11 protein-coding genes are annotated in these 11827 nt (G+C 76.3%); 3 read left to right on the forward strand and 8 right to left on the reverse strand.

The window, feature by feature from the left end; translation table 11 throughout:
- Positions 1-107: 107 nt before the first annotated feature.
- The gene (locus BJF88_RS20325) at positions 108-395 is read right to left on the reverse strand and encodes a hypothetical protein (protein ID WP_222843950.1); all 288 of its coding nucleotides are present in this window, start codon (positions 393-395) and stop codon (positions 108-110) included.
- Positions 341-1726: an asparaginase gene (locus BJF88_RS07530; RefSeq protein ID WP_075828360.1), complete on the reverse strand. Its 1386-nt coding sequence runs from the start codon at positions 1724-1726 to the stop codon at positions 341-343. Before BJF88_RS07530 ends, BJF88_RS20325 begins: the two co-directional genes overlap by 55 nt.
- A 240-nt stretch (positions 1727-1966) precedes the next feature.
- Here BJF88_RS07530 and BJF88_RS07535 point away from each other — a divergent pair, with 240 nt between their 5' ends.
- The gene (locus BJF88_RS07535) at positions 1967-3355 is read left to right on the forward strand and encodes a pyridoxal-dependent decarboxylase (RefSeq protein ID WP_075828361.1); all 1389 of its coding nucleotides are present in this window, start codon (positions 1967-1969) and stop codon (positions 3353-3355) included.
- A gap of 111 nt (positions 3356-3466) precedes the next feature.
- Here BJF88_RS07535 and BJF88_RS19535 read toward each other — a convergent pair whose 3' ends face one another.
- The 4 genes from BJF88_RS19535 to BJF88_RS07550 all read right to left on the reverse strand — a co-directional run bounded on the left by BJF88_RS19535 (position 3467) and on the right by BJF88_RS07550 (position 8517).
- Positions 3467-3616 (reverse strand): hypothetical protein, encoded by a 150-nt coding sequence (locus BJF88_RS19535; RefSeq protein ID WP_158068899.1) that lies wholly within the window; start codon positions 3614-3616, stop codon positions 3467-3469.
- A 20-nt stretch (positions 3617-3636) separates the two neighbouring features.
- Positions 3637-4617: a ScyD/ScyE family protein gene (locus BJF88_RS07540; protein WP_139315966.1), complete on the reverse strand. Its 981-nt coding sequence runs from the start codon at positions 4615-4617 to the stop codon at positions 3637-3639.
- Between the two features lie 277 nt (positions 4618-4894).
- Positions 4895-7855: a tetratricopeptide repeat protein gene (locus BJF88_RS21670; protein ID WP_255371857.1), complete on the reverse strand. Its 2961-nt coding sequence runs from the start codon at positions 7853-7855 to the stop codon at positions 4895-4897.
- Positions 7753-8517, reverse strand: a complete 765-nt coding sequence (locus BJF88_RS07550; protein WP_075828363.1) for a DUF4062 domain-containing protein — start codon at positions 8515-8517, stop codon at positions 7753-7755. The genes BJF88_RS21670 and BJF88_RS07550 overlap by 103 nt, the downstream gene beginning before the upstream one ends.
- A 91-nt stretch (positions 8518-8608) precedes the next feature.
- Here BJF88_RS07550 and BJF88_RS07555 point away from each other — a divergent pair, with 91 nt between their 5' ends.
- The gene (locus BJF88_RS07555; protein ID WP_075828364.1) at positions 8609-10306 is read left to right on the forward strand and encodes an FAD-dependent oxidoreductase; all 1698 of its coding nucleotides are present in this window, start codon (positions 8609-8611) and stop codon (positions 10304-10306) included.
- A 9-nt stretch (positions 10307-10315) separates the two neighbouring features.
- Here BJF88_RS07555 and BJF88_RS07560 read toward each other — a convergent pair whose 3' ends face one another.
- Positions 10316-10501, reverse strand: a complete 186-nt coding sequence (locus BJF88_RS07560) for a hypothetical protein (RefSeq protein WP_075828365.1) — start codon at positions 10499-10501, stop codon at positions 10316-10318.
- Positions 10502-10655: 154 nt separating this feature from the next.
- Between BJF88_RS07560 and BJF88_RS07565 the strand changes: the two genes are divergently transcribed.
- Positions 10656-11498: a VOC family protein gene (locus BJF88_RS07565; protein ID WP_075828372.1), complete on the forward strand. Its 843-nt coding sequence runs from the start codon at positions 10656-10658 to the stop codon at positions 11496-11498.
- A gap of 1 nt (position 11499) precedes the next feature.
- On the opposite strand, the gene BJF88_RS19540 is transcribed toward BJF88_RS07565, so the two are convergent.
- Positions 11500-11827: hypothetical protein (locus BJF88_RS19540; protein WP_222843951.1), on the reverse strand; the 328-nt coding region annotated here is incomplete at its 5' end.

Here is an 11827-nt window from a genome sequence, read left to right on the forward strand (position 1 = left end):
TCGGCGCGATATCGGCAGCAACGTCGTGGTCGGCGACCGGGGGACCCGGCGACCGGGGGACCGCGGGTTGGCGGCCCGCGGGTCAGCGCAGGAGCGGCGTCAGCGCGTCACCCGCAGCTCGTCGCGGGGTACGCCGCCGTGCTGATCGTCTGGATGCCCTGCCCGTCGACGTTCTTGTAGGCGGTGAGCTTCGCCTCGCCCGCGGCGAGCTCGGCGACCTTCGCCGGGATGGTGTGCTTCACCGTCTGCCCGGCCGGGATCTTGCTGAACTTGTAGCCGCCCGCGGGGCTGTCGACGCGCACGTCGATCGGCACGGAGTCGGCGTTCGTGATCGCGACGGTCAGCTCGGCCTTCTTCGTCTTGCACGCCGGCGTCGCGGTGCCGGAGAACAGCACCGCGGTGGCGCCGGGCGTCGCGCCCACCGTCTCGGCGGTCTCGGACTGGTCGAACGACGGCGTCCCGTACGTCGCGAACCAGCCGCGCGCGGTGTCGATGTCCTCGGTGACGCGCGCGAGAGCAGGAGCAGCAGCCGCGCCTTGATCGCCGTGAGGTCGCCGCCCGCGATGACCCCGTTCCCCGCGCTGTACGACGAGCCCGAGCCGGTGCGCGTCGTCGAGACGAACCACACGCCCTCGCCGATCGCGGCCGACCGCGCCTGGCTCATCGCCCGGGAGATGCCGCCCGCGCCGGTGCCCGCGGTGACGATGCCCTCGACGCCCGCGTCCGCGAACGCGGTGACGGCCTCGCCGCCGGCCTCCTGGTAGGACACGAGGATCTCCGTGCGCGGCAGGTCCGCGGGCGCGACGTCGTCGAGGTCGAACGGCGTGAACCAGTCCTCGGTGTCGCACGTCGTGACGCGGGCGGGCGCGCGGCCCAGCGTGATGCTGTCGCCGTCGATCCAGCCGAGCACGCCGTACTCGCGCGACTGGAACGTGTCGGTCCGGTACGAGTTGGTCTTCGTGACCTCGCGCGCCGCCTGGATCTCGTCGTTGAGCATGAGCACGGTGCCGAAGCAGTACGTCTGCTGCGACGCCGCGACCTTGATCGCGTTGTAGAGGTTCGCGGGCGCGTCGGTGCCGAACACCAGGTCCTCCGCCGGGCTGTCGGCGGCGCCCCACGGACGCATCGAGCCCGTGGTCACGACCGGCTTGCGCGACTGGACGGTGAGGTCGAGCCAGTAGGCGAACTCCTCCTGCGTGTCCGTGCCCGTGGTCACGACGACGGCGTCCGCCGTCTCGAGCTGCTTCTCGACCTCCTGCGTCAGGGCGTGGAACTGCGCGATCGTGTAGCCCGACGAGCCGGCGTTGCCGAACTGCACGGCCGACACGTCGGCGACGGCGTCGAGCTCGGGCCGCAGCGCGTCGAGCATGTCCTCCATGAGGTAGGAGCCGGAGCGGTAGCTCGTGAAGGTCTCGCGGCCGGAGGCCTTGCCCGAGATCGTCCCGCCGGTGCCGACGACGACGACCTTCGGCTTCGCGTCGGGCTCGTTCGCCGTCGCCGTCGCGGTCGCGTACCGGGACGAGGCGATGCCGAGCGGGTTCGTCGCCGTCGCCACGCCCGCGGCGAGGACGGGCGGCTGCGCGCCCGCGGCGCGCGCCGCGGCGGCGGTGGCGCGCGCGTCGGCGACGCCGTACGCGACGGTCGCGACGACGGCCGCGAGCGCGAGCACGACGGCGACGACGAGCGCGACGACGCGCCCGGAAAGGGTCAGGGTGAACGTTCTCACGGGGGGAGGCCTTCCGTCGGTGGAGCCTGGCCCGCCCGACGCTAGGGACCGCGTGTTGCCTGGTCGTTGCCTGGGCGTAAGAACTGAGCACCGGTCCGCGCGGCCGGCGTAGCCCCACCGCGTGTATCACCGCGCGCCCGGGCGCGTCTCTTCGGGGTGGACGGGCGTCCGCCGCCTCGAGAACGGTGGGCGGACGGACGCCGGTCCGCCACGGGGGCACGGCCTCGGGAAGGACCCGGCATGGACGAGCGCGACACGGCCCTGGACCGCGCCCACCGGCACGCGACGACGTGGCTGCACGCCCTCGCCTCGCGGCCCGTCCCCCCGCAGGCGACCGTCGACGACGTCGTCGACTCCCTCGGCACCGACCTGCCCGACGGCCCGACACCGGCCGGCGACGTCGTCGACCTCCTCGCCACCGCGTGCGGCCCGGGCCTCACCGCGATGCCGTCCGGCCGCTTCTACGGCATGGTCATCGGCGGGAGCCACCCCGCCGCCCTCGCCGCGGACTGGCTCACGAGCGCGTGGGACCAGAACTCGGCCCTGCGGTCGGTGACGCCCGCCCACACCGCCGTCGAGGACGTGACGAGCGCGTGGCTCCTCGACCTCCTCGGGCTGCCCGCGACCGGCGCCGTCGGGTTCGTCACCGGCGCGACGACCGCGAACTTCACGGCGCTGGCGGCCGCGCGGACGCAGGTGCTGCGCCGCGCGGGCTGGGACGTGCGCCGCGACGGCCTGACGGGTGCGCCGCGCGTGCGGGTGCTCGTGGGCGCCGAGCGCCACGAGTCGGTCGACCTCGCGCTGTCCTACCTCGGCCTCGGTGCCCCGGAGGTCGTCGCCGCCGACGACCAGGGGCGGATCTCGTCGGCGGCGCTCACGGAGGCGCTCGAGGCCGGCCCGGGCGCGACGAGGGCCGGCGACGCGCCGGCCCCGACGGTCGTCGTCCTCCAGGCGGGCAACGTGCACTCGGGTGCGTTCGACCCGTTCGCCGAGGCGGTCGACGTCGCGCACCGGCACGGCGCGTGGGTGCACGTCGACGGCGCGTTCGGCCTCTTCGCGGCGGCGTCGCCCGCGCACCGGCACCTCGTGGCCGGCTACGAGCGCGCCGACTCGTGGGCGACCGACGCGCACAAGACGCTCAACGTGCCGTACGACTGCGGGCTCGCGATCGTCGCCGACCCGGCGCCGCTGCGCGCCGCGATGGGGATGCACGGCGACTACCTCATCCAGAGCGACGCCGGCGACCCGCTGGACAAGGTGCCCGAGCTCTCGCGCCGCGGCCGCGCGTTCCCGGTGTGGGCGGTGCTGCGGGCGCTCGGGCGCTCGGGCGTCGCCGACCTCGTCGACGGCTTCGCGCGGCACGCCACCGCGTTCGCCGACGGGGTGGCGACGATCGACGGCGCGCGCGTGCTCCACGACGTCGTCTTCACCCAGGTGTGCGCGTCGTTCGGGGACGACGCGCGGACGCGGGAGGTCGTGCGGCGCGTGCTCGCGGACGGCACGGCGTGGATGTCGGGCTCGCGCTGGCACGACGAGGCCGTGCTGCGCATCTCCGTGAGCAGCTGGGCGACGACCGACGACGACGTCCGCGCCAGCCTCGACGCGCTGCGCCGCGCGGCGGACGTCTGACCGCTCGGGCGCGCGGCGGACGTCTGCCGCGCCCCGCGGAGGCTCGTCGAGCACGAGGTTCGTGTCGTTCTCGGCGTGAGAACGGCACGAACCTCGTGCTCGGCACCCGGCTCAGCGGCCCCCGTGGCCCCAGCGCTTGCCGAGGTCGATCCGCACGAGGTGACCGTCGGGCGGCGCGTCCTCGCCGGGGAGGGCGTTCGTCGTCGCGAGCAGCCCGCGGCCGTCCCGCTCGACCGCGGCGGGCAGCGGCACCTCGACCACGGTCCGCGGACCACCGCGCTTCACCTCGGAGATCCGGCCGCCGAACAGCTCGGCGACGTAGACGTCCCCGCGGTCGGTGACGGCGAGGTCCGTCGCGCCGACGAAGCCCGTCGCGAGCTGGCGCGTCGTCCCGCGCCACGGGTCCACCGTGTACACGCGCCGCGCGCGCCGAGGCTCGCGTCCTCGGGGCCGCCCGGCAGCAGGGAGACGTAGAGCTGCCCGCGCGGGCCGGCCTCGACGTCCGTCGGGACGGGCTCGAACCAGTACGTCTGCCCGACGACGCACGCCGGCCAGCCGACGCCGGCGGCCGCCTCCGCGGTGATCACCGCGGGCTGGGCGGGCAGCACCGCGACCGTGCGGGTCCTGCCGCGGTGGTCGACCGACAGGACGGCGTTCGCCCCGGCGTCCGCGACGTACGTCGTGCCGCGCGACGTCGTGGTCGCGTAGGCGTGGGAGTCGACGACGCCCGTGTACAGCGCGGGGATCGGGCCGTCCGCGGGGACCTGCGCGACGCACGCCGGGTCGGTGTCGCGCAGCCCGTAGGTGACGCCGCCGTCGGGGTTGTTCGCCTGCTCGTACGCGAGCGTGTCCACGAGCAGGCGCGGTGCGCCGCTCGCTGCGCCGCGCCGGTCGAGCCGCTGCGTCCAGACCCCCGAGGCGGTGATCGTCGGGCTGCCCGGCGGGTCCGAGACCGTCTCGGTGAAGGTGACCGTCCGGTGGCCGTCGGACGAGACCCCGCCGACCTCGGCCCCGCCCGAGTCGTAGAGGGTGGTCTGCGAGCCGTCGCGGCCGACGGCCGTGAGGAGCCCGGCGAAGCTCTGCGCGACGTACGTGGTGCCGTGCGGCCCGACGGCGAGGCTGAGCGGGCCGACGAGGCCGGTCGCGATGTCGGTGACCGTCGGGGGACGGGGGTCGTGCCGACCGCCGTGCGCGGTGGCGGGGGCGGCGGCCAGCAGCAGCGCCGTCGCCGCTGCGGCCAGGACGGTGGGAACTCGTCTCATGGGTGCTCCAGGATCCGGCAGCGCCCGGTCTCGGCGACGACTCCGGCTCGCACGAGTGCGCGCGAGGCGCGCGGGGACCGGGCGGGAGGTGAGGGAGTCGTCGGGCCGGACGACGAGGCGCACGTCGCGGGGCGACGGTGCCGTGCGGTCGACGGGGAGCCGGCCGGACGCGTGCTGCGCGACCGCCGACCTGTGCGTCGGCCATGAGCACAGCAGGAACGAGTGTGCACCCGAGGGGCCCGGTCGCGCCACGATCGTCGCCCGGGGCGCCTGTCCGTCAGCCGGGCCGCACCCGCAGCGCGCGCTCGCCCCACAGGTACAGCGCCGCGTAGACGACGAGCGCGCCGGCGACACCGCCGGCGAACAGCCACGCGAGGGGCCGGTCCCACAGCAGGTCGTCGCGCTCGACGATCCAGGCGGCGTTGATGAGCGCGAGGCTCGCGAGCTGCGCCTGGAACATCCAGCGGAACGAGGTCCACCGGTCGTCGACGAGGAGCCACAGGTCGACGGCGCCCGGCAGCGTGAGCACGGCCCCGACGACCCGCGCCGTGAGCGGCGTGAGCTCCCACGCCCACAGCTCGATCCCGACGGACGGGACGGCGAACAGCACCAGGCCGGCGAGCAGGGCCACGCCCCCGCCGATCCCCAGCACGAGCCGCACCGGCCGCGGCACGCGCACGTCGAGCTGCTCGGGGACCCCCGGGTCGGCCGAGCGGTTGAGCAGCAGCGCGACGAGGGCGAGGAACGGCGTCGTGACGTACAGGACCGCCCACGCGACGAACGACACGTGCCCGTGGTGGAACCGGTCCCAGTGCAGCAGCGTCGCGGCGCCGAGCAGCATCGCGAACAGCACGACCGCCGGGAACCCGTACTGCACCCGGTGCCAGCGCCGCAGCCGCACCACCTGGGTGAAGAACCAGATGCCGCCCATGTACGCCGAGCCGAGGAACATCGCGGTCAGCGGCGGCTCGATCGTCCACGCGAACAGCCGGTCGGTGCTCTCGGGCAGCAGGTAGAGCAGCACGAGCGCGACGAGGAGGAACGGCAGCACGAGCCAGGAGACGCCCAGCGTGAACGGCAGCACCCGGTCGTCGCCCGGGACCGCGCGCCAGCGCGTCACGACGCGCCCCCGGCGGCCTCGGCCGGCTCGCCCGTCGTGCTCAGCGCGAGCGCGACGCGTCCGCGACCGCCAGGTCCCGCCCCGCGGCCCGGGCCGTCTCGAGCCGGGCGCGGCCCTCGTCGTCGAGCACCTGGTCGAGGGTGAGGAGGTGGAAGGAGACGTCGGGGAGTTGTAGAGGCCGGTCTGCTCGCGCAGGGCCTCGGCGGCACCGAGCAGCGTGCCCGCCCGCTCCACGTCGCCGGTCGAGGCGGCGACGGCGACGAGCCCCTCCAGCCCGTACGCGACGCCGTCGTCGTGGCGCAGGCGCGCGGACAGGCGCAGGTTCTCGCGGAAGTCCGCGTCGGCCTCGCGCACCCGGCCCAGCAGGAGCCGCGCCCAGCCGAGGTGGTGCAGCGCGATGGCCTCGCCGAGCGGGTCGTGGACCTGCCGCGCCGCGGCGAGGCTCTCCTCGAAGCAGCCCGCGGCCTCGGGGACGCGTCCCTCGAGGATGGCCACGCGGCCCTGCGTCACGAGCGTCATCGCCTCGCCCCACCGGCTGCCCGCACCGCGGAACAGCTCCAGCGCGGTGCCGAGCGCCTCCGCGGCGCGCGCCGGGTCGGGCGTGGCGGCGGTCAGCCGGGCGAGCGCGAGCGACACGAGCGCGAGCGCCTCGCCCCACGGGTCGTGCTCGGCGCGGAAGATCTCCGCGCTCTCGGTGAGCCCGGGCACGACCAGGTCGTCGGGGTCCTGCCAGAACGTGATGGCCCGCGTGAAGTACAGCGCCGTCGCGCGCGTGCGCGGGGCGACGTCGCCGGGCGCGGCCAGCACCTCGTCCATCCAGCGCCGCACCTCGCCGAGCCGCCCGCCGACCCACCAGTACGTGTACAACGACCAGGCGAACGCGGCGGCCCGGTCGAGCTCGCCGCGGTCCAGCAGGTGGCGCGCGGTCGCGCGCAGCTCCGCGTCCTCGAGCGCGAGCCGCGCGCTCCAGGTGCGCAGGCCGGGGCCGAGCAGGAGCGGGCCGGCCTCGCGCCCGAGCCGCTCGTAGTGCTCGGCGTGCCGGTCGCGGACCGCGTCCAGCCGGCCGTCGGCCTCCAGCCGCTCGCGGGCGTGCTCGCGCACGGTTGCGAGCATCGTGAACGACGGCACGCCCTCCGGGTCGTCCTCCTCGTCGCGCTGGCGCACGAGGCTCGAGTCGACGAGCGCGCCGAGCAGCGAGAGGGCGTCGTCCGCGTCGGTGCCCGTCCCGGCGCCGCCCGGCCCGCCCACGTCCTCCACCGCCTCGAGCGTGAACGGACCGTCGAACACGCCGAGCGTCGTGAGCAGCGCGCGCTGGTCGTCGTCGAGCAGGTCGACGCTCCACTCGATCGTGCGGCGCAGCGTCTGCTGACGCTCCGGCAGGTCACGGCCCCCGCCGGTGAGGAGCGGCAGCCGCCGGTCCAGCCGCGCGAGCATCGCCACCGGCGGCAGGACCCGCACGCGCGCGGCCGCGAGCTCGATGGCGAGGGGCACCGCGTCGAGGGCGGCGCAGATCGCGACGACCGCGTCGACGTTGACGGCGGTGACGTCGAAGTCGGGCCGCAGGGCCCGGGCGCGCTCCACGAACAGCGCGACGGCGGGGGCCGACCGCGCGGCGTCGAGGTCCCCGTGGCGGCCGGGCATCGCGAGCGGTCCCACCTCGTAGCTGTGCTCGGGCGACACGCGCAGCAGCACGCGGCTGGTCTGCAGCAGCACGAGGCCCGGGGCGGCGGAGAGGAGGGTCGCGAGGAACGGCCCGGCGCCCACCACCTGCTCGAGGTTGTCCAGCACGAGCAGCATCCGGCGCTCGCGCAGCGCCATGACCAGCTTGTCGGCGATCGGGCCGTCGCCCGTGTCGCGCACCCCGAGGGCCTGGGCGACCGCGCCGGGGACGAGCGCGGCGTCGTGCACGGGCGTGAGGTCGACGAAGTGCACCCCGTCCGGGAAGGCCGGCCGCAGGCGGGCCGCCACCTCCAGGGCGAGACGGCTCTTGCCGATGCCGCCGGGCCCGGTGAGCGTCAGCATGCGCGCGGGCGGTGCGGCCGTGCCGGTGCCCGGCGCGGTGCCGGTGCCGGCCACGGGGTCGGGGCCGGCGCCCAGCAGGTGCAGGACGTCGGCCACCTCGCGCTCGCGGCCGATGAGCGGCGTCGGCGGCGTCGGGAGCGCGGCGTGGTCCTCCCCGGGTTCCCCGGCGACGCGGCCCGCCTCGGCCTCTCCCTCCCCGGCGCGGTCCTCGTCGGCGGCGGTCGGGGCCGCGCCGGGCGGCGCCGTGGCGGCGGCCGGGGCCGGTGGCGGCACGCGGCTCGCGTCGAAGCGCTCGGCGAGGAGCACCGCGAGGTCGGCGACGACGAGCTCACCGAGCGCGTCGCGTCGGCGAACGAGGTGTAGGACGCCGTGTCGTCGCCCTTGATCCGGTCGAGCAGCTCGACGAGGCGGGGCTCGCGCGCGCCCGCCGTCTCCTTGACGTAGACGAGGCGCGGCATGCTCGGCGGGGCCAGGCGGTACTCGTCCTCGAGGCCGGACACGTCCTCGCCCGGCGCCACCCACCCGTACCGCTCCCCGTAGATCCCCACGAACACGTCGCTCTGGCCGAGGTAGGACCGGTAGAGCGCCCGCGGCGGGTGCGGGCGTGCGCCGAGCTCGAACATCACGGGGGCGAGGTGGAGGCGCTCGACCGCAGCGCGGACCGCCCGGCGCTCGGGGGCCAGCTCCTTGAGCGTCGAGCTGACGAACACGCGCAGCCGCTGGTCGGGCGTGCGGATGCTCCCGCTGCTCGGGTCCACCCTCGCATTCTGTGACCTGGGCCACAGCAGTGTCCACCGGACCGGCTGCGACGCGCCGGTGGTACCGTGCGAGAGCCGGCGGGAGGTGCGCATGGACCACGCCCCGAAGACCCCGGTCGCGGCACCCCTGGTGCTCGTCGCGGCCGCGGCGGACGACGCCCGCGCCCGCCTCGTCGCCGAGCTCGAGCGCCGCTACGCCCCCGACTACGACGTCGTCGCCGCGCGCGACGGCGCCGAGGCCGTCACGCTGCTCGGCGAGGCCGCGGCGGCCGGCCGCGAGGTCGCGCTCGTCCTGTCCGACGACCGCGACGCCGTCGGGCGCACCGACTCGGTGTTCGTCGTGGCACGGCGCGCGTTCCCGGACGTCCGGCGCGCGCTCGTCATCGAGTGGGGCTCGTGGACCGACCGGGAGACGGTCGACGCCGTGCTCGGGCTCATGGCCGCGACGCTCGTCGACTACTACGTCGTGCGGCCGCGGCACGCCCCCGACGAGTACTTCCACCGCGCGGTCACCGAGTTCCTGCTCGACTGGGAGCGGGCCGCGCGCGGCGGCGACCGCGCCGACGTCGTGGTGACGGGTGACGACGCCGCGCCGCGCGTGCACGACATCCGTCGGTTCCTCGCGCGGGCAGGGCTGCGCTTCGCGTCCGCGCCGGGGCAGGGCGCGCCCGTCGTGCGGCTGGCCGACGGGCGCGAGCTCGTCGACCCGACGAACACCGACCTCGCCCGTGCCCACGGGTTCACGACGGACCTGCCCGCCGAGCCCGTGGATGTCGCGATCGTCGGGGCCGGCCCGGGCGGGCTCGCCGCGGCGGTGTACGCGGCGTCGGAGGGCCTGCGCACGCTCGTGCTCGAGCGCGACGCCGTCGGCGGGCAGGCGGGGTCGAGCTCCCTGATCCGCAACTACCTCGGCTTCCCGCGCGGCGTCTCCGGGGCGGACCTCTCGGACCGCGCGTACCAGCAGGCCTGGGTGTTCGGCGCGCAGTTCGCGCACACGCGCGAGGCCGTCGGCCTCGAGGTGGTGGACGACGACGCGGCCCGGGACCCGCGCGAGGCGGCGGGCGGGACCGGCGGGTTCGTCCTGCGGGTGGCGGGCGACGGCACGGTGCGCGCCCGGACCGTCGTGCTCGCCGACGGCGTCACCTACCGGCGGCTCGCGGTGCCCGGCCTCGACCCGTTCGTCGGCTCCGCCGTGTTCTACGGAGTCTCGGCCGTGGAGGCGAAGGGGCAGGCCGGGCGGGTCGTGCACGTCGTCGGGGGCGGCAACTCCGCGGGGCAGGCGGCGCTGCACCTCGCGCGGTACGCCGCGTCCGTGTCCCTCGTGGTCCGCGGGCCCGACCTCGCGGCGAGCATGTCGCAGTACCTCGTCGACCAGCTCGCGGCCGCGGGGGTCGCGATCCTCGCCGAGACGAAGGTCGTCGGCGGCGGGGGCGCGGCCGGCCGGCTCGACCACCTCGTGCTCCGCCACCGGGTGACCGGCGACGAGACGACCGTGCCGTCGAACGCCCTGTTCATCACGATCGGCGCCCGCCCCCACACCGACTGGCTGCCCGGGGACGTGCTGCGGGACCCGTGGGGCTACGTGCTGACCGGGCGGGAGGTGCTCGCCGAGGGCGGGCGGCGCGCCTGGCCGCACGAGCGCGAGCCCTGGCCGCTCGAGAGCTCCGCGCGCGGGCTGTTCGCCGTCGGCGACGTGCGGCGCGGCTCGGTCAAGCGCGTCGCGTCGGCGGTGGGGGAGGGCAGCGTCGTCGTCTCCTCCGTGCACCAGGCGCTCGCCGAGCGCCGGTGACGGGGGTCGTCAGAAGAGCCGGCGTGCCTTCTGCACGAGCCCGTCGGCGGACCGGAGCCCGCGCGAGAGCGTCGTCGGCCCGCCGTGCTTCGACTCCTGCCGGTCGGCCAGCTTGCGCGCCACCCACCCCACGACGGGGATCAGCACGACGGCGATGACGAGGGTCCGCACGCGGCGTCCCAGGAAGGCCCACATGGTCGTCCTCCAGCTCGGTGAGGTGTCGTCGGACCTCGACGCTAGGCCGACGGGGTCCCGCTCGCGCGGCGGCGACGACGCCGGCCGATCCCTTGCGCCCGCGGACCGACCGGCGAAGAGTAGGCGCACGACGAGCGTCCACGAAGGAGGCGCGATGAGCGACGGCTCTCCCGCGGCACGGCCGCGGACCTACCCCCACGGCGTGCCGTGCTGGGTGGACACCGCGCAGCCCGACGTCGACGCGGCGCTCGCGTTCTACGGTGCCCTGTTCGGCTGGTCGTTCGAGGAGCGCCCGACGCCCGGCGGCCGCTACGTCGTCGCGCAGCTCGGCGGGCAGGAGGTCGCGGCGATCGGCGCGGCCGACGGCACGCCGACGTGGACCACGTACGTGGCGGTCGACGACGTCCACGCGTCGGCGCGCGGGGTGCCCGACCTGGGCGGCGCCGTCCTCGACGGCCCGACGGAGGTGGGCGACGCGGGCGAGGTCGCCGTCGTGCGCGACCCGCAGGGCGCGACCTTCCGGCTCTGGCAGGCGGGAGAGCGCCTCGGCGCGCAGCGCGTCAACGAGCCGGGGGCGTGGAACTTCAGCATCCTCCGCACCCCCGACCCCGAGCACGCCCTCCACTTCTACGGCCCGCTGCTCGGGTGGGAGGTCGAGCCCGACCTCGGCGCGGGCATGGTCCGCGTGGACGCGTACGGCGAGCACCTCGCGCGCACGGTCGACCCCGACATCCACGAGCGTCAGTCGTTCGCGCCCCCGGGCTTCGCCGACGTCGTCGCGGGGATGGAGAAGGACGGGGGCCCGGCCCGGTTCACCGTGACGTTCGCCGTGGCGGACCGCGACGACGCGGCGGCCCGGGCCGAGTCCGCCGGTGCCGCGATCGTGTCGACGGTCGAGACGGAGTGGACCCGCGAGGCGGTGGTCCGCGACCCGCAGGGGGCCGAGCTCACGCTCTCGGAGTTCGCGCCGCAGGGCGTGCCGGAGGTGCCGGACTGAGTCACGCCGGCGCGGGCGCGTGCGGGAGCGCGTGGGACAGGACGAGCTTGAGCACGAGGAGCGGCCCCACCCACGCCACCCACGGCTCGGGGGCGAGCACCGTGACGAGCAGCGCGACCAGGACGGCGGCGCCCGCGAACGCGACGGCGCCCGCACGGCAGGGGGCACGAGCAGCGCGACGACGGCGACCACGCCGAGGATCCCCGCGTAGGTGACGAGCGCCGTCGACCACGGCAGGCCCCACGAGCGCCGCGACGACCAGCGGGTGGACGTGGACGGCGGTGAACGTGACCAGGCCGCGGCGCGACGCGCCCGGCGCGTGGAACCGA

The organism is Cellulosimicrobium sp. CUA-896 (genome assembly GCF_001942335.1).
Taxonomy (GTDB): domain Bacteria; phylum Actinomycetota; class Actinomycetes; order Actinomycetales; family Cellulomonadaceae; genus Cellulosimicrobium.

Excerpts from the sequence above, each read along its gene's own strand:
- BJF88_RS07535 (WP_075828361.1), top strand. The coding sequence starts at position 1,967 with ATGGACGAGCGCGACACGGCCCTGGACCGCGCCCACCGGCACGCGACG.
- BJF88_RS07540 (WP_139315966.1), bottom strand. The coding sequence starts at position 4,617 with ATGAGACGAGTTCCCACCGTCCTGGCCGCAGCGGCGACGGCGCTGCTG.
- BJF88_RS07555 (WP_075828364.1), top strand. The coding sequence starts at position 8,609 with ATGGACCACGCCCCGAAGACCCCGGTCGCGGCACCCCTGGTGCTCGTC.
- BJF88_RS07560 (WP_075828365.1), bottom strand. The coding sequence starts at position 10,501 with ATGTGGGCCTTCCTGGGACGCCGCGTGCGGACCCTCGTCATCGCCGTC.
- BJF88_RS07565 (WP_075828372.1), top strand. The coding sequence starts at position 10,656 with ATGAGCGACGGCTCTCCCGCGGCACGGCCGCGGACCTACCCCCACGGC.